Source organism: Rhodococcus sp. IEGM 1306 (assembly GCF_036541985.1).
GTDB classification, from domain to species: domain Bacteria; phylum Actinomycetota; class Actinomycetes; order Mycobacteriales; family Mycobacteriaceae; genus Rhodococcus_F; species Rhodococcus_F qingshengii.
In genome coordinates this window covers 403,538-420,224 of sequence record NZ_JAZHFF010000004.1, presented here as the reverse complement: position 1 = coordinate 420,224, position 16,687 = coordinate 403,538, and the positions used below count along the sequence as shown (strand labels likewise).

16 protein-coding genes are annotated in these 16,687 nt (G+C 62.0%); 3 read left to right on the top strand and 13 right to left on the bottom strand.

The annotated features are described in order from the left end of the window. From V3587_RS14510 to hemL, 3 genes are all read right to left on the bottom strand, one after another. Positions 1-606, bottom strand: a complete 606-nt coding sequence (locus V3587_RS14510) for a TlpA disulfide reductase family protein (protein WP_124568204.1) — start codon at positions 604-606, stop codon at positions 1-3. Continuing rightward, entirely contained in the window at positions 603-1,262 is a 660-nt protein-coding gene (locus V3587_RS14505; protein WP_003941868.1) for a histidine phosphatase family protein, read from the bottom strand. Before V3587_RS14505 ends, V3587_RS14510 begins: the two co-directional genes overlap by 4 nt. Positions 1,263-1,329: 67 nt before the next feature. Further along, positions 1,330-2,655: a glutamate-1-semialdehyde 2,1-aminomutase gene (gene hemL / locus V3587_RS14500; protein ID WP_095970365.1), complete on the bottom strand. Its 1,326-nt coding sequence runs from the start codon at positions 2,653-2,655 to the stop codon at positions 1,330-1,332. Positions 2,656-2,765: 110 nt separating this feature from the next. Between hemL and V3587_RS14495 the strand changes: the two genes are divergently transcribed. Further along, positions 2,766-3,113: a hypothetical protein gene (locus tag V3587_RS14495; RefSeq protein ID WP_095970366.1), complete on the top strand. Its 348-nt coding sequence runs from the start codon at positions 2,766-2,768 to the stop codon at positions 3,111-3,113. A gap of 60 nt (positions 3,114-3,173) precedes the next feature. Continuing rightward, entirely contained in the window at positions 3,174-5,105 is a 1,932-nt protein-coding gene (locus V3587_RS14490; protein WP_283376741.1) for an acyl-CoA dehydrogenase family protein, read from the top strand. A gap of 40 nt (positions 5,106-5,145) precedes the next feature. Here the strand turns inward: V3587_RS14490 and V3587_RS14485 are convergent, their stop codons facing one another. Then, positions 5,146-6,162 (bottom strand): ABC transporter permease, encoded by a 1,017-nt coding sequence (locus tag V3587_RS14485; RefSeq protein ID WP_166811170.1) that lies wholly within the window; start codon positions 6,160-6,162, stop codon positions 5,146-5,148. Positions 6,163-6,316: 154 nt separating this feature from the next. Between V3587_RS14485 and V3587_RS14480 the strand changes: the two genes are divergently transcribed. Beyond that, positions 6,317-6,877 (top strand): TetR/AcrR family transcriptional regulator, encoded by a 561-nt coding sequence (locus V3587_RS14480; RefSeq protein ID WP_283376742.1) that lies wholly within the window; start codon positions 6,317-6,319, stop codon positions 6,875-6,877. On the opposite strand, the gene V3587_RS14475 is transcribed toward V3587_RS14480, so the two are convergent. The 9 genes from V3587_RS14475 to V3587_RS14435 form a co-directional block, all read right to left on the bottom strand. Next, entirely contained in the window at positions 6,868-7,743 is an 876-nt protein-coding gene (locus V3587_RS14475; protein WP_283376743.1) for a TIGR03619 family F420-dependent LLM class oxidoreductase, read from the bottom strand. The genes V3587_RS14480 and V3587_RS14475 overlap by 10 nt on opposite strands. Positions 7,744-7,811: 68 nt before the next feature. Next, on the bottom strand, positions 7,812-9,452 hold the full coding sequence (locus tag V3587_RS14470; RefSeq protein WP_283376880.1) for an ABC transporter substrate-binding protein: 1,641 nt from the start codon (positions 9,450-9,452) through the stop codon (positions 7,812-7,814). Positions 9,453-9,475: 23 nt separating this feature from the next. Next, a complete protein-coding gene (locus V3587_RS14465) occupies positions 9,476-10,537 on the bottom strand; it encodes a DUF1214 domain-containing protein (protein ID WP_166811163.1) in 1,062 nt (353 codons plus the stop codon). A gap of 39 nt (positions 10,538-10,576) precedes the next feature. Then, positions 10,577-11,722 carry a sulfotransferase family protein gene (locus tag V3587_RS14460; RefSeq protein WP_283376744.1) on the bottom strand — a complete coding sequence of 382 codons (1,146 nt, stop codon included), beginning with the start codon at positions 11,720-11,722 and terminating at the stop codon, positions 10,577-10,579. A gap of 23 nt (positions 11,723-11,745) precedes the next feature. Beyond that, positions 11,746-12,537 carry an SDR family oxidoreductase gene (locus V3587_RS14455; RefSeq protein WP_283376745.1) on the bottom strand — a complete coding sequence of 264 codons (792 nt, stop codon included), beginning with the start codon at positions 12,535-12,537 and terminating at the stop codon, positions 11,746-11,748. Continuing rightward, on the bottom strand, positions 12,531-12,890 hold the full coding sequence (locus V3587_RS14450; RefSeq protein WP_166811157.1) for a nuclear transport factor 2 family protein: 360 nt from the start codon (positions 12,888-12,890) through the stop codon (positions 12,531-12,533). The genes V3587_RS14455 and V3587_RS14450 overlap by 7 nt, the downstream gene beginning before the upstream one ends. 15 nt (positions 12,891-12,905) lie before the next feature. After that, the gene (gene cysN, locus V3587_RS14445; protein WP_235171643.1) at positions 12,906-14,816 is read right to left on the bottom strand and encodes a sulfate adenylyltransferase subunit CysN; all 1,911 of its coding nucleotides are present in this window, start codon (positions 14,814-14,816) and stop codon (positions 12,906-12,908) included. Further along, a complete protein-coding gene (gene cysD / locus V3587_RS14440; RefSeq protein ID WP_124568194.1) occupies positions 14,816-15,721 on the bottom strand; it encodes a sulfate adenylyltransferase subunit CysD in 906 nt (301 codons plus the stop codon). Before cysD ends, cysN begins: the two co-directional genes overlap by 1 nt. Beyond that, positions 15,718-16,464, bottom strand: coding sequence for a 3'(2'),5'-bisphosphate nucleotidase CysQ (locus V3587_RS14435; RefSeq protein WP_124568193.1), 747 nt, complete (start codon positions 16,462-16,464; stop codon positions 15,718-15,720). Before V3587_RS14435 ends, cysD begins: the two co-directional genes overlap by 4 nt. Between the last annotated feature and the right edge of the window lie 223 nt (positions 16,465-16,687).

Below are 16,687 nucleotides of genomic sequence, written 5' to 3'. Positions count from 1 at the left end.
CTACTGCGCGTCTTCCTGAGCTATTCGCTGGACGACGGGCAGCAAATCCTCGGCGAGAAGTTCTTGGAGGAACACCGCGGCGACGCGGTGTTGGCGGTCCAGGACGATCGTCGTCGGAATGACCGACGTGGGGTAGCCCTTACCGAGGGCGATCAGCGAACGCATCGACGGGTCGTAGATCGACGGGTACGAGACCTTGTTGTCGACCACGAAGTCCTGCGCCTTGTTCTTGGTGTCGTCGCGGACGTTGATGCCGAGGAACTGTACGCCCGAATCCTTGGTCTGCTCGTAGACCTGTTCCAGGTCGTCGGCTTCGGCCCGGCACGGTCCGCACCACTGACCCCAGACGTTGAGGACGACGACTTTGCCCTCGAAGTCGTCGACGCCGACCTTCTGGCCCTCGTTCATCAGGTCTGGCCCGGAGAGCTTGCCGATGGTGCCTCGGTCGGACGGCGGATCGTAGAAGATCTTGGTTTGTCCGCCCGGTGAGACGAAGTCGAAAGTTCCGCCCTGTGCGACGGCATCGTCGCCGGTCGCGCAGGACGAGAGAAGAAGCATCGCGGACGCAGCGACTGCGAGTGCTGCGGCGATGCGGCGCGAAATCATGCTCCTGTCACTCTCGGGTCGGAGGCGCCGGCGGGTTCGGAGTAGACGATGTCAACCAGGGTGTCGCCCTCGTAGACCAGTGAAGTCAACGAGGCCAGGCCGCACTGACGATGACGAGGGTCGTGCCAGAGTCGCTCGCCCTGCAGGAATCGGCGCAGGGTCCAGACCGGAAGCTGATGGCTGACGACGACGGCTTCGTGTCCGACTGCCGCGACGCGTGCGGCGTTGACGGCTGCGAGCATGCGATGCGCGATCTGCAGGTAGGGCTCGCCCCAGGACGGGGTGAACGGGTCACGCAGTTTCCACCAGTGACGCGGACGTGAGAGCGCACCGTCCCCGACGGCAACCTTGAGACCTTCGAACTCGTTGCCTGCCTCGATGAGGTTTTCGTCCGTGACGATGTCGAGCTTGTGTGCCTCGGCGATCGGCGTTGCAGTTTCCTGTGCTCGCTGCAGCGGCGACGCGACCACGTGCGTGATGTCGTGATCGGCGAGCACTGACGCGACCGCACGCGCCTGGGCTTCGCCCGCCACCGACAACCGGAAGCCCGGGAGCCGTCCGTAGAGGATCCCGCGCGGGTTGTGAACTTCGCCGTGGCGAAGGACGTGGACGATGGTGCGGGTGGACGTGTGGTCGGGGTGATCGGCGTCGGTCACAGTCGAGGGTCCTCGCTGAAGAAGATGGATGTCGGAAGCGTGCGGTTGTTGCTCGAGCTTGAACGTGTCAGGACTTGACGGCAGCGGCTGCGGCCTTGGCAGCGTGGGGCATGGCGTCGGCGATGATCGAGAATGCTCGATCATCGAGTGCTGCGGAGACGAACCACGCTTCGAACGCGCTCGGCGGCGGGTACACGCCGCGGGAGAGCAGTGCGTGGAAGAACGCGGGGAATCGCCAGGTCTGCGCGGCTTTGGCTTCGTCGTAGTTGGTCACGGTGTTCTCGGTGAAGAACACGCTCACCAAGGTGCCTGCGTACTGCACTCGGTGCTCGACGCCTTCGGCGGTGAGTGCTTGGGTCATGAGGTCGCCGAGGGCGGTCGCGTTCCGACCGAGCTTGGCGTACACCTCGGCGTCGGCGGCGCGCAGACTTGCGAGTCCGGCGGCGACAGCTACGGGGTTACCCGAAAGGGTGCCGGCCTGGTAGACGGGACCGTCTGGCGCGAGGTGGCCCATGATGTCGGCGCGGCCGCCGAATGCTGCGGCGGGCAGGCCGCCGCTCATGACCTTGCCGAAGGTGTAGAGGTCGCCGGCGACGTTGTCGATGCCGTACCAACCCGAGGCGCTGACGCGGAATCCCGTCATCACCTCGTCCATGATCAGGAGCGCGCCGTGCTCACGGGTGAGACGACGCAGACCCTCGTTGAAACCGGGAAGCGGCGCGACGGCGCCCATGTTTCCGGCGGCAGCTTCGGTGATGACGCACGCGATGGCGCCCGGATTGGCGGCGAACGCCGCGGCCACTGCATCGAGATCGTTGTAGCGGACGACGATGGTGTCTTCGGCTTGAGCGCCGGTCACACCAGGAGAGGTCGGCAGCCCGAACGTCGCGAGGCCCGATCCGGCATCGGCGAGAAGGGCGTCGACGTGGCCGTGGTAGCAACCGGAGAACTTGATGATCTTGGTGCGTCCGGTGAATCCGCGGGCGAGGCGGACTGCGCTCATCGTGGCTTCGGTTCCGGAGTTGACCAGGCGAACCTTTTCCACGGGCGCGACGCGGGCGACGATTTCCTCGGCGAGGGCAACTTCGCCTTCGGTCGGCGCACCGAAGGAGAGACCACCGAGGGCTGCTTCGCGAACGGCTTCGACGACTGCCGGGTGAGCGTGCCCGAGAATCATCGGACCCCAGGACGACACCAGGTCGACGTAATCGTTTCCGTCGACGTCGGTGAGGGTGTAACCGGACGCCTCGCGGATGAACCGCGGTGTTCCGCCGACCGAACCGAACGCGCGGACGGGCGAGTTGACGCCACCCGGAATCACGTTGCCGGCACGTTCGAAGAGCCGAGCGGAGTTCGTTGCATGCACGTCGGGATCACCGGAAGACACAGTCACGGCTTCCAGTGTCCCAGTTCTGTCGAATCTGACAACGACAGGGTGTAGGACTTCGGTGCTCGAGGCGAGTTTTCCGGTCGAACCGGGCCCCGCGTGAGACGATTTCCGGCATGAAGCGACTGTTGACGACGCTGATGGTCTCGGCTGCGATTCTTCTCACATCGTGTGGTTCGGACGCTTCGAACGACGACAAGGCGACAACGTCGTCGCCGCCGAGCGCCACCGACTCGGCTCGAACCACCGCGGCAGCGAGCACCGACCCGGCGTTTCTCGGAGGGTGTTCAGCGGTGTCCGTCTACGTTCAGCAGCGTGTTCAGAGCGGCGAGACGTCGACGCAGACAGCGGGCGCCGACTTCCTGAAGATCGTCGAGAACGACCCTTCGTACCAGGCTATGTCCGAGAGCGAGAAGGAACTCTTCCGCCAAGGAATCGAAGCGGGTGCCGCGGGCTCCTGCTGAATGTGAGGGTTGGGATCGAACCGGGTTGCCCGCGGTGCGCTACGCGCTATCGTCGGTTCCATGGCCACCACAGCGGACCACCTCAGGACAACACTCGACGGACGCTGGCGGGAGGTGCGTGAGCGCGTTCGCGGCGAATTGAACGACGAACGTTTTGCTCCGCACTACACACCCAACACCGCCATTGCGCGCTCCAAGGCTCTCGAACAGATGCGCGTCCTCGCCGATCTCGGCTACGCCGCAAACGGTTTCGCGGTCTCTCACGGCGGAACGGGCGACGCGGGTGGCGCCGTCACCAGCATCGAGATGCTCGCGATGTCCGACCTCTCACTGATGGTCAAGGCCGGTGTCCAGTGGGGTCTGTTCGGCGGCGCCATCGAAAACCTCGGCACCGAGCGTCACCACCAGGCATACGTCAAGCCGCTGATCGATCTGGACCTGCTCGGTTGCTTTGCGATGACCGAAACCGGTCACGGCAGCGACGTCCAGGAACTCGAAACCACGGCAACCTACGACGTCGAGACGGGTGAGTTCGTCGTCAACTCCCCCACTCCGTCCTCTCGCAAGGACTACATCGGCGGCGCTGCCCAGCACGCGACCGTCGCGGCAGTGTTCGCACAGCTGATCACCGGGGGCGAAAGTCAGGGCGTCCACTGCTTTGTCGTGCCGATTCGTGACGACGCCGGCAACGACCTCCCCGGTGTCACGACGTCCGACTGCGGGCTCAAGGGTGGACTACCCGGAGTCGACAACGGCCGCATCGTCTTCAACCAGGTCCGCATCCCGCGTGAGAATCTGCTCAACCGTTACGCCGACGTCGCCGAGGACGGCACGTACAGTTCGGCGATCGAGAACCCGAACCGTCGTTTCTTCACGATGGTCGGCACGTTGGTTCGCGGACGTGTGACCGTCGGTGGTTCGGCGGCAGCGGCCGCCCGCGTCGGATTGGCCATTGCCGGTCGATATGCCCTGCAGCGCAGACAGTTCAGTGCTCCGAAGAGCGACGACGAGGTCCTGATCATGGACTACCTCGTCCACCAGAAGCGTCTGCTGCCGTTGATCGCCCGCTCGTATGCTCTGCAGTTCGCACAGAACGAGCTTGTTGCCGCGATGCACGACATCCAGAGCAGCGACGACCCGGATCCGCAGGAGCAGCGCGAACTCGAGGGTCGCGCCGCCGGACTCAAGGCCGCCAACACGTGGCATGCCACTCGGGCCATCCAGGAGGCACGCGAAGCCTGCGGTGGCGCAGGCTATCTCGCCGAGAACCGCCTCACCGCACTCAAGGCTGACACCGACGTCTTCACCACGTTCGAGGGTGACAACCACGTTCTGACTCAGTTGGTTGCCAAGGAACTACTCACCTCCTACGCCGACGAAGTCCGCGGCATGAGCCCGGTCGACTGGATGCGCTTCGCCGCTACGACGGTCTCCGACGTGGTCAAGAAGCGCACGGCAGCGCAGCAGATCCTGCAGACGATCGTCGACACCCGCCAGGACAACGAAGAGGACGGCAGCCTCTTCAACCGCGGCACCCAGATGAAGATGTTCGAAGATCGCGAAGAGTACCTACTCTCCACTGCGGCAAGGCGATTGCAGGCAGCACAGAAGCGCGAGGAAAACCCGTTCGACGCGTTCAACTTCGTACAGGACCACGTGCTCAAAGCCGCTCAGGCGCACATCGAGCGCGTCATCCTGGAAGCATTCGTCGCGGGCATCGACTCGTGTGAGGACGAGACCGCGAAGGAACTCTTCGGCGAGGTGTGCGATCTCTACGCACTGTCCGTCATCGAGGAGGACAAGGCCTGGTTCATGGAGCACCGGCACCTGTCGGTGGAGCGTTCGAAGGCCGTGACGCGCGGAATCAACGAGCGGTGCCGCACCCTGCGTCCGCACGTCGAGACGCTGATCGACGGCTTCGGCATTCCGGAGATCCTGCTGGGGTCGGCGATGCTGGACGGGCCGGGCACCGACGCGGTACGGCTGAAGTAAACAGTTCGGGTGGGGTCGGCAATCGCCGGCCCCACCACGCTCAGTGCGCTGCTGCCTTCTTCGACTGCCGAGAGGCGAGCAGTCCGGTCAGGCCGAGTGCCGCGACCAGCCAGATCCCCAGAACGAGCAGGTGCGGTCCGGCGCCGTTCCCACCGAAGTAGATGACGGAGCGGATGGGCTCCATGGCCGCTGATCCGAGCCAGAACGAATGGATGTGCTGCCAGAATCCGGGCAGAAACGACACCGGGATGGCACCGCCCGAACTCGGGAAGTTGATGAAGACGAGCACCGTCAGCACCGCGAAGATCGCGGCCTGCCCGAGCAGTCGATTGAGCAGGATGCTCACCGCACCGACGGTGAACGTGTAGAGCATCGAGATCCCCAGCAGTTGCACGATCTGACCGACCGACGCCCCGAAGGCGTGCATGAAGATGCTGGTGATTCCGAAGGCGATGAGCGGGGTGAGTACCGCCGCACCGGCCAGGATCGAATACTGCTCTCGCAGCCGCATTCTCGGCGCAACCTGACTGAGCACCGTGATGGTCAGGTAGCCACCGAGGGTGCAGACGATCAAGAAGTAGAAGAGCCCGACGGTCGAGGAGTCGCGCGCCGTGACGGGCGCCGAGTCGATCACCGTGACCTGCTGCCCCGTCTGCTCCGCGACGGAATGCGCCAAGCTGCTCACCACGGAAACCGTCGAGGCGCCCGCGCCGGTGGCGATATGTGCGGTCACGGTGTCACCGATCTCGATGGCGCCGATCGCGTCGCGGTTGTCGATCCGAGAGAGTGCGTCGGCGGCGTTGGCGGTGGCAACGATGTCGAACTTGTCACCCGACGACGCCTGGATTCCGTCGATCAGCGGGGCCGTGACGGACGACGGACCGACCACCACGATCGGGGCCTGATTCGGCGTCGGCGAGTGGAACGCGCTGACGTAACACAGGCAGAACATGATGACGAAGAACAACGGAAATGCGAGTCCACTGCCCACCATCTTCCAATTGGTCGGCGGATCGACAACCTCTTCGCTGGGAACCCGGACGTCGGTATCTGTCATATTCCACGCTCTCTTCACTCACCACATCTAGCTGTCAACACCGTTGACAGACTCAACAGTCAACACCGTTGACACGTTATAGTCAACACCGTTGACACGTTATAGTCAACGCCGTTGACAACGAAGTCGGCACGCGAGCACAGAGGTCGATGTCGTGACACCCACGAAGCACACGCCAGAGCAGGGACAGCCCTCGACGTCCGAGGCGATTCGCACCGCAGCATTCCGACTATTCGGTGAGCACGGGTTCGGTGGCACGTCGGTTCGCGCCATCGCCAAAGTTGCCGGAATCGATCCGGCCCTGGTCATCCGGCATTTCGGGTCGAAAGAAGCGCTGTTCCTGGAAACCACGCCGGTTGCGGACTACTTCGAAGGCCAGTTCGACGGCCCACTCGACACCCTCGGTGAGCGGATCGCAGCATTCGTCCTGGGCAAGGCCGACGCCCGGATGCTGTCGGTGTACACAGCGCTCATGCGGGCGTCGGACAGTCCACGGATCCGGGAGCGACTGCGCGAGATGACCGGTACGTTTGCCACCAATCTCGCCGCTCGCCTCGACGGCGAAGACGCGTACACCCGAGCACTCCTGGTCTCCGCCCAGGTGTCCGGCTTGTTGAGCGTCCTCAGCGACGAGAGCATCCCCCAGTCGGCAGATCGCGACGAGTTGGCAAAACTCTACGGCCGGGCGATGCAGACGCTGATCGATCAGTACTGAGCGATGACCTCGTCGGCAAACCGTCGAATCGAGTCGAGTCGCGCCTGACGATCACCGACATCAACTCCGTAGCGATACCACGGCAACACTCTGATTTCCGTGACTCCGAGAGTCTCGAGTTCCCGATATCCGTCCAGATCGCGAACATCCGTCGGCGAGACGTTGATGCCGAAGGGGGCATCGGCACGACCGTACTCGTCCCGCAATTCCGTGAGACGATCGATGGCGGAGGCCAATTCGGCCTTGGTCATGTTCACCGACATCCAACCGTCAGCCAACCTGGCTGCGCGCCGCAATCCCGGTTCGCTGTGCCCACCGATGTAGATCGGAACAGGAATCTCCGGAGCAGGACTGATCATCAGCGCGCCGAAATCGTAGTGCTTGCCATGGAATTCGACCCATTCGGGTCCACGTCCCGCACACACGGCCTTGATGATCTCGATGGCTTCGTCGGTACGCGCACCGCGGGTTCGCATCTCGGTACCGGTGAAGGTGAATTCCTCGGGAATCCAGGACAAACCGACGCCGAGAGCGACGCGGTTCCGCGACATCACCGCCATGGTCGATACCTGCTTGGCCGTCAACAGCGGATCACGCAGTGGGAGTTTGAACACGTTGGTGTAAAACCGAATTCGCGACGTGACGGCCGCCATTGCGGCCATGGCAATGAAGGGATCGGGCATCGGCGTCTCGGGCGACCACATCCGCTTCCCGTCAGCGGTGTACGGATACGGCGCCGACACCCGCTCCGGATAGAACACGGAATCCGGCATCGCGATTCCGTCGAAACCCACCTCTTCTGCGACCTGCGCCAACTCGCACAACTCCAGGGCGCCGATCATCGCGCCCGCCAAGGACCACTTCATCGTTCCACCATTTCGCCGCTACACCATTTCGTCAATCGCACGTCGAAAACCCTTCCATCTGCAGGAACTCACGCCGGCGACATCCAAGCATCGCCGAAGAACATGATGTCGGTGATAGTGCGTACGACGCCGTGAATGTTGCCGTCCCAAGCAGTCAACACCGATGCGGGACCCCAGATCACGTAAGGCACAGTCACATTGGCGTACTCCTGCACCCTGCTGATCGCCTCACGGACAGCATCGTCCGTCGATGCAGTCTGCACAGCCGTGATCAGCGCGTCCATCTCCGGGTCCGCGAAGCCGGACGGGTTGTTCTTCGAATCACTGGCCATACTGTTGTACACATTGAGGTACGGCGCTTCTTCTCCGACCGGAGCGCCACCTCTGGTCATGTCGAAATCGTGGTCCCTGTATACCCGTCGAACCAGATCGGTCACATCGGTGGCGTAGTCGATGGTGACGTCGAAACCGATCGCGTTCAGCGACGCCTGAACCGTCAGTGCCGTCGCTTGTTGGCTCGGCTCCGAGGTGGTGAGATAACGGAGTTTCCCGTCGTACCCGTCGGACTTCGCTTGATCGAGCAGCGCCTTTGCCTTCGCCGGGTCGAACGGAATGCCTGCGGTGTTGTTGTACCAACGTGATGTCCGCGGGACCAGTTCGGAACTGGCGGTGCCCAATCCGTTGTTCGCACGGGTATTGACTGCCGCCGGATCCACCCCGGAGGCGATCGCCTGACGAATACGCACATCGGCCCCGGGCTTGCCCTCGCGATTGTTGATCGTGCCGATCCCGTTCTGTCCGGTCGGACTGAGGTAACCCGAGTATCCGTCGTCGAGAGCTTGTTTGATGACGGCCTCGTCTCGCAGAATGTACGTCATGTCGATCTGACCACTCTTCAGCGATTCGTACTGAGACTGTGCGCCCGAAGTAGGAACAAACCGCAGTGTGTCCAGTGAAGGCTCACCGCCCTGATAATCCGTGCGTGCGGCGAGTACCAGTTCTTCGTGCGGCGCGAACTTGGCCAAGGTGAACGGGCCCGCCCCGATCGGCGTGAACGCTCCGTCCCCGGTTCCTGAAACAGACCCTGCCTCTCCCCCTGAACTTCGCGCAACGATCATTCCGGGGCCGAGCGACAACAGCGCCGGGAATTGATGCCAGGGACGCTCGAGGACGAATTCGACAGTGGTGGCGTCGGGCGTCTCGATCCGATCCACGATGTTGAGCCAGGTCTGCGATACATCGCCTTTGCCTGCCACGAATCGATCGATACTCCACTTCACTGCTTCCGCGTCGAGCGGGCTCCCGTCACTGAAGGTGAGACCATCAGCCAAAGTGACGGTGTACGAGGTGAAGTCGCTGTTGTTCGACAGAGTCTTCGCGAGTTGCGGTACGAAGCCCCCGCTTGTGGAATCGCTGCGTACCAGCGTGTCGTAAATTGCGGCCATTTCGGTTCCGCCGGTCGAACCGGCGGCTTGCGTTCTGGCGGGGTCCAACGAGGAAGGGAACGAATAGGACCCGAAGGTGAGAACACCTCCGTCGACCCGTTCCCCAGTATCCCGAGCTCCCACGAAACCCGCTGCGCCACTACTGCTCGGTGAATCCGATCCCGCGGTGCCCCCACTACTGGAGGCACACCCGGTCAACCACAATGCACCGGCAAGCCCGAGCGCGACAAAGCGAGGTACGAACCGAACCTTTCTGGTGTACATACGTTCCCAATCTCGTCCGCTGATCAGATCTTGACTACCGTCGACGTCGGGATCGGATGCGAGTCCGCCTTGATCCAGCGCAGCGCCCATGTCCCCTCGGTGTGCGAATCGGTGTCGATCCAGTTGCCGTAGCCGGGATCCTTCGCCGCCACGACGATCGTCATGGTGCCGTCGTCGTTGAGCTTCGCGGTGTGATTGTTGATGTAGATGTTCGTGCGGTTGTAGTCGAGAGACTCGACCCAGAAGTTCTGCAGCACGAAGTTGAAGTACTCGCAGTTCGGGACCTCGGTCTCGATGACCCACGCCTCGTCCTCGGCGAGCTTCCAGTAACCGTGGAAGTAGAAGATCGTCGGATCACCGCCGGCGTCCTGGAAGTAGTCCTGTCCCCAGTCGAAGATCTCGTTGGCGCGGGGCTGGAATTTGCGCGACCACTCCAGGAAGGTCTCCGCCATCCCTTTCACGATCCCGACGGACTTGGTGAGGCGCTCGCCGATCTCTTCCGGAGTCAGCGGGACGAACTCCCCGTCCGGGTTCAGGCATTCGATGGTCAGATCACCGACGACCTCGTTGCGCCGATCCTTGTGGGTTTGCCGAACGGAGATGAGGTTACTTTCGGGCGCCAAAGGCAGCCAGGCACCCTCGGCGGGCTTGTCCACACTCGCGATGAACTCGAAACGGCCGTTCTCGTCGACCTCGAGGTCGTGGATATGCAGATCGCCGGTCTGCAGCATGGTGCCGTCGATGTGGTACCGATTTACGCGCGAGCCGAAGGTGATCAGCGGGACGGTGCCTCGGGTGCCGATGATCCGGTAGTTGTACTTACCGGAGATGTTGGCACGCATGTAGACGTTGTCCGGGTTGTCGGCACCGATCTTCGTCATCATGTTCGGGTTCGGAGCGGACGAGAACTGCGGCCACCGTGGATCGGTGTACTCGACACAGTTGATCGTGCCGTACCGAAGCAACCGGCTCAGGTAGCGAACGCCCTCGGCTCGAGTCAGCGGATCCTGAGGGACGATCTCGTCTTCCAGGACCTTTCCGACCTCGAGCAGATCTGCGCAAAACTTTTCCCAAACAGCGTTCATGTAAATCTCCTTGTTGTAGTGGGGCTAGGTCTGGGTCGATCAGGGTGTGGTGGCGAACTTCGCTTCGACGTCGGCAGCGCTCACGCCGAACTCCTCGAGCGAATAGCGGTGAGACGGACGACGGTGCTCGGCCAGGCTCGCCTGATGCGACGCCTCCACCGCGGCGCGGGCGTCGTCTGTGAAGGGCAGATCGAATTGTGCGTAGATCTTCTCGACTGTGCCGACCGCGTCGGAGATGAAGTCCTTGTAGTCGACGTCGATGAACTGATCCGGGTTGTAGCGGCTACGGGCACTGTTGAAGTTCGCATTCCCTCTTGCCCACAGGTCCAGTTGCGTGCGCCCGATGGCCGGACGGTCGAAGGCTTTCGACATGTCGTGTCCGCCCTGCTCGGCAAGGCTGAAGGTGGACGCCATCGACGTCAACGGGTCCCGGAAGGTCCGGACGAACAGCGCATCCGGATAAACCGACATGATCGCGTCGATCGCGAAGACATGACTCGGGCTTTTGAGCACCCACCGTCGGTCCTGGTCGTGCAGCCCGATCAACTGCAGGTTCTTCTTGTGCCGCGCATATGTTTCGGTCCAGTCCTGCTTCGCCAGCCACCGGGTGTAGCTCGGTACGTACGCCACGGTCTCGAACGCGGTCGAGAGCATCGTCTGCTGCAGCAGACGCCAACATTCCTCGACTTCCTCCGCCCCCATGAAATGCACCTTCATCAGGTCCGCCTCGTTGCGCTGGCGCGCACGATAGAAAGTGTCGGAGCGAACGTAGTCTGCGTTCTCCGACCACTTGTCGCGCTCGGGGCGCGGCTGCGGCGTCTCGGCGAGCCACATCTCGGCGCCCTGATGCGCTGGGTCGGCACCGAGCAAGCGGTGCAGCGCGGTGCTGCCGGTGCGGGTCAACCCAACCACGAAGATCGGGCGCTCGATCGGAACGTCCACGTGCTCTGGATATTTCGCAAATCCGGCCTCACTGGTCAGGCGACCCGCGAGCGCTCCGATGATCATCTTGCGAGCGATCACCTTGCCGTGCGGAGTGAGGTCGGCCTCGTTCTGGAACGACTCGAGGAGAACTCGAAGCCCTTCGAGATAGCTGTCGCTGCCGAAGTTTTCGTACCCGGTCTCCTCACGCGCGACCTGGTGCAAGTCGTCGACGGAACCGATGCCGTCGTAATCCTGTGTCATCTGTAATTCCTTGTGGGGTGGGTTCAGTGGTGGGTGTGACCGCAGTTGACGTCGAGACATTGCCCCGCGATGGCCCTGGCCGAATCGGACAGGAGGAAGACCACAGCATTGGCAATGTCGTCCGGCTCCGGTAGCCGGCGTAGATCGGTGCCCGCCGCGATTTCGTCGTAAATGGCCTTGGGGTCGACTCCTGCTGCCGCTGCCTTCTTCTCGAACATGTTCTTCACCGATTCCGCCCAGATATAGCCGGGAGCAACCGAATTGACTCGAACGCCTTTGGGGCCGAGATCGATCGACAAACTGCGTGCCATTGCCAGGAGCCCGGATTTCATGATGCGGTAGGCCCCGAAACCGGGAAGTTGGTTGCGCAGCACCATGGACGTGACCATCACGACAGACCCGTGCGACTCGATCAATGCCGGAGCAAATTCCCTGGTCACGTTCAACGCCGCGAGCAAGTTGATGTCGATGCCCGACTGGATGGACGCCACGTCGGCGTCCAGGAGTGGCACCTGCGCGGGTTGAACAAACGCATTGTTCACCAGGCAATGCACCGCACCGAACTCAGCGACAGTTGTCTCCGCCAACGAAGCGATCGAATCGACGTCGGTGAGGTTCGTCGGTACGGCCAACGCAATTCCGCCGCGGTCTCGGATCTCCCTTGCCACTGATTCCAAGCGCTCGGGTGTGCGGGCAGCCAGAACAACTTTCGCTCCGGACGCCGCACTCTGCAGCGCAATCGAACGACCCAGCGCCGGGCCCACTCCCGAGACGACGACAACCTTGCCTGCCAACAGGCCCGGATGGGTCAGCACTGTGCCTGCGGATCGAGAACAACACTGAGAGAAACGATCTTGCAGTCATCGTCGAACTCGAACAGGTCGGTGGCGGCGAAGTCGGGCATCCCGACCCGCTGAACCCGAAGCTGCATGGCTGCGTACTTTCCCGTCACCGAAATCGGCCCGAGCAGGCTGACGGTGAAGTCGACCTGGGCGCACGCCGTGTCGAATGCGCGAATCTCGTCGATCCCGCGGTAAGTCGTGACACCCAGCGGCTCATGTTGAACTGCGTCGGGCGCAAACAACGCAACCAGGCCGTCGACGTCGTGACTTGCGAGACAATTGACGTAATCTTCTACAGCAGAAACTATTTCAGCCCTGTCAGGCATGGATGCTCCTCGAGTTCAGACGGATCGAGAAATGGTTCCGCGGGCGCGGAGATAGTCGATGATCGCGATCGCAGCGTCCTCGGTCGTCGTGACACTGGTGTCGATGTGGATATCGGGGTGCTGAGGTGGTTCGTACGGCGAATCGATGCCGGTGAAGTTCACCAATTCCCCACGTCGAGCTTTCTTGTACAGCCCCTTGGGATCTCGCTCCTCTGCGACGGCAAGAGCGGTGTCGACGAAGATTTCGACGAACTGTTGGTCGCCGATCAATTCACGAGCGGCATGACGCTCGGCCTCGAACGGTGAAATGAAGGACGCGAGCACGATCAGGCCGGCATCCGCCATCAGGCGGGTGACTTCCGTGACGCGGCGGATGTTCTCGACGCGGTCGGCTTCGGTGAATCCGAGGTCTCGATTCAGCCCGTGACGGACGTTGTCTCCGTCGAGGAGGTAGGTGTGCGCGCCGAGTGCGTGCAGTTGACGCTCGACATCGTTGGCGATGGTCGACTTTCCCGAACCGGAGAGGCCCGTGAACCACAGAACTGCGGGTTGGTGACCCTTGAGCCTGGTGTGCGCGGCCTCGTCGACGTCGACGGATTGCCAGTGAATGTTGTCCGATCGACGCAGCGAGTGCGTGATCATGCCCGCACCGACAGTGCTGTTGGTCAGGCGGTCGATGAGGATGAAGCTACCGGTGTCACGGTTGCCGACGTACGGGTCGAACGGGACGGGCCGATCGAAACTGAGGTTGCACACTCCGATTTCGTTGAGCGCGAGAGTAGTCGTTGCAGTCTTCTCGAGAGTGTTGACGTTGATCTTGTGTTTGGGTTTCGTGATGCGCGCAGTGACGGTGACGGTACCGATCTGGCACAGGAACGGCCGCTCAGGCAGCATAAGAGCCTCACCCATCCAGACGATGCAGGCCTCGAACTGATCGGCGACGGCCGGCGGGTTGTCGCCGATGGACAGCACATCACCGCGGCTGATGTCGATCTCGTCGGCGAGCGTGATGGTGACCGAGCGGCCCGCGCCGGCAACGTCGAGGTCGCCACCCATGGTCACGATGCGCTCGACCGTGGACGTCTTTCCACTGGGGAGTACGCGGATGGGATCTCCGGGAGATACGGTGCCGGAGACGATCTGGCCGGAGAATCCCCGGAAGTCGAGGTCCGGTCGGTTGACCCACTGCACCGGCATCCGGAACGGAGCCGCAGCGGCAGCATCGTCGATGTCCACGCTTTCGAGATGTTCGATCAGGCTGGGTCCGGAGTACCACGGGGTATTCGCGCTGCGCTCGGTGAGATTGTCACCCATGTATGCCGACATCGGAATGGCGACGAACCCGTCGAGACCGATCTCGTGAGCGAACTCTGCGTAATCCGCGGTGATGGCATCGAAGACCTCTTGCGAGTAGTCGACGAGGTCTAGCTTGTTCACGGCCAGCACCACGTGCTTGATCCCGAGCAAGGACACGAGATACGAGTGCCGACGGGTCTGAGTCAGTATGCCCTTGCGGGAATCGACAAGGATCACAGCAAGATCGGCCGTCGATGCGCCCGTCACCATGTTCCGGGTGTACTGCTCATGCCCCGGAGTATCAGCGACGACGAACTTGCGTCGCTCGGTCGTGAAGTAGCGGTAGGCGACGTCGATCGTGATGCCCTGCTCACGTTCGGCGGCGAGACCGTCGACCAGGAGAGCGAAATCGAGCCCCTCCCCCTGCGTTCCGCTCTTGCGCGAATCGGCTTCGAGCGCCGTGAGCTGGTCGTCGAAGACGAGTTTCGATTCGTAGAGCAGACGGCCGATCAAGGTGCTCTTGCCGTCGTCGACGCTGCCGCAGGTGATGAATCGCAGCATGCTCTTGTTCGCATGACGTTCGAGGTACGCCTCGATGTCGTCAGCGATCAATTCAGAGGAAACAGTCATCAGAAGTACCCCTCTTGCTTCTTCTTTTCCATCGACGCACTCGAGTCGTGGTCGATGACCCGTCCCTGGCGTTCGGAAGTGGTGGTGAGCAACATTTCCGAGATGATCTCGGTCAGACTCGTTGCGGCCGATTCGACGGCACCGGTCAGCGGGTAACAGCCGAGGGTGCGGAAACGAACGCTCTTGAGTTCCGGAGTCTCGCCCGGCAGCAACGGCATCCGGTCGTCGTCGACCATGATCAGCGCACCGTCCCGCTCGACGACGGGCCGCTTGTCGGCAAAATACAGCGGAACGATCGGAATCTCTTCCTGGCGTATGTATTCCCACACATCCAGCTCGGTCCAGTTCGAGAGCGGGAAGACGCGCAGGCTTTCGCCCGGCGCTTTGCGGACGTTGTACATCCGCCACAACTCTGGTCGCTGCTGCTTGGGATCCCAGCGGTGCGCAGCTGATCGGATCGAGAAGATCCGTTCCTTGGCACGGGATTTTTCTTCGTCGCGCCGGGCACCACCGAACGCCGCGTCGAATTTGTAGTGATCGAGGGCTTGTTTGAGACCTTCTGTTTTCCACATGTCGGTATGGACAGCGCTGCCGTGAGTGAACGGGTTGATCCCCTGCTTCACGCAGTCCGGATTGGTGTGGACGATGAGATCGAGATCGCCTGCAGCAGCGGTACTGTCACGAAGTTTGTACATCTCGCGAAACTTCCACGTGGTGTCGACGTGCAACAGCGGAAACGGCAGCTTCGACGGATAGAAGGCCTTGCGCGCCAGATGCAGCATCACCGCGGAATCTTTGCCCACCGAGTACAGCATCACCGGGTTCTCACTCTGCGAGGCAGCTTCACGCATGATGTGAATACTCTCGGCTTCGAGTCGTTCGAGGTGCGTCAGTGTCGCGGTCATCGGCCCAGTTCCTCCAGTGCTTTCGGGGCGAGTTCGGGCAAGCAGATGAGGAGATCCGGCAACCACGGTTTTTCCTGGTTGTAGCAAAGCTCACTGCCGTCGATACGTGAAACATGCAGTCCTGCAGCACGTGCGACGGCAACGGGCGCCGCCGAATCCCACTCGTACTGTCCGCCCGCATGCGCATAGATGTCTGCGTCACCCGAGACGACCGCCATTGCTTTGGCTCCGGCGGATCCCATTTCGATCAACTCCGCGCCCATGGAGTCGGCCATGCGCATGACCGGTTCCGGACGCCGCGTCCGCGATACGACGACACGAACCGGCGTCGCGGAATCCCGCCCGGTTCGATCATCACCGCTGCAATAGGTGACGCCGAGGGCAGGCATTGCGACCGCACCTGTTGTGAGGACGCCGTTTTCGGTCAGTGCAACATGCACGGCCCAGTCCGATCGGCCGGCCTCGCCGTACTCACGGGTGCCGTCGAGAGGGTCGACGATCCACACCCGATCCGCAGCCAGCCTCGCGAGGTCGTCAACACCTTCCTCCGACAGCACTGCATCCGCAGGGAAGCGTCGGGCAAGTTCGGCGACGATGAATTCATGACTGAGTCGATCGGCCGCGTTCTTGAAAGTCGCGGCATCACCGTCGTTTTCGCCGAGGGATTTGCGGTGTTCGAGCAGAAGTTCTCCAGCCGCGGTGGCGATGTCGATCGCCGCGCGTTCATCGTTAGTGCGTGTCATAGGTACTCCACAACTGTGTAGACCTCCCGATCGATACGGGAAGAAAGGTCAGGCCGACCGCAGAGTGTCCAGCGCGATGCACTGGTCTCGATGTGGTCTGCGCCATACCGTAACACCAGAATGAACGATGTTCATTCTATTTCGAACAATGTTCATTCTATGATCTGTATCACATTTCATTCTGGGTGGCGTTCAACAACGAACGGTGTTCGATGTGAATTGA

Bases quoted from the DNA above. Each gene is read 5' to 3' on its own strand.
- V3587_RS14510 (WP_124568204.1), bottom strand. From the start codon at position 606: ATGATTTCGCGCCGCATCGCCGCAGCACTCGCAGTCGCTGCGTCCGCG.
- V3587_RS14495 (WP_095970366.1), top strand. From the start codon at position 2,766: ATGAAGCGACTGTTGACGACGCTGATGGTCTCGGCTGCGATTCTTCTC.
- V3587_RS14490 (WP_283376741.1), top strand. From the start codon at position 3,174: ATGGCCACCACAGCGGACCACCTCAGGACAACACTCGACGGACGCTGG.
- V3587_RS14485 (WP_166811170.1), bottom strand. From the start codon at position 6,162: ATGACAGATACCGACGTCCGGGTTCCCAGCGAAGAGGTTGTCGATCCG.
- V3587_RS14475 (WP_283376743.1), bottom strand. From the start codon at position 7,743: ATGAAGTGGTCCTTGGCGGGCGCGATGATCGGCGCCCTGGAGTTGTGC.
- V3587_RS14470 (WP_283376880.1), bottom strand. From the start codon at position 9,452: ATGTACACCAGAAAGGTTCGGTTCGTACCTCGCTTTGTCGCGCTCGGG.
- V3587_RS14465 (WP_166811163.1), bottom strand. From the start codon at position 10,537: ATGAACGCTGTTTGGGAAAAGTTTTGCGCAGATCTGCTCGAGGTCGGA.
- V3587_RS14460 (WP_283376744.1), bottom strand. From the start codon at position 11,722: ATGACACAGGATTACGACGGCATCGGTTCCGTCGACGACTTGCACCAG.
- V3587_RS14450 (WP_166811157.1), bottom strand. From the start codon at position 12,890: ATGCCTGACAGGGCTGAAATAGTTTCTGCTGTAGAAGATTACGTCAAT.
- cysN (WP_235171643.1), bottom strand. From the start codon at position 14,816: ATGACTGTTTCCTCTGAATTGATCGCTGACGACATCGAGGCGTACCTC.
- cysD (WP_124568194.1), bottom strand. From the start codon at position 15,721: ATGACCGCGACACTGACGCACCTCGAACGACTCGAAGCCGAGAGTATT.
- V3587_RS14435 (WP_124568193.1), bottom strand. From the start codon at position 16,464: ATGACACGCACTAACGATGAACGCGCGGCGATCGACATCGCCACCGCG.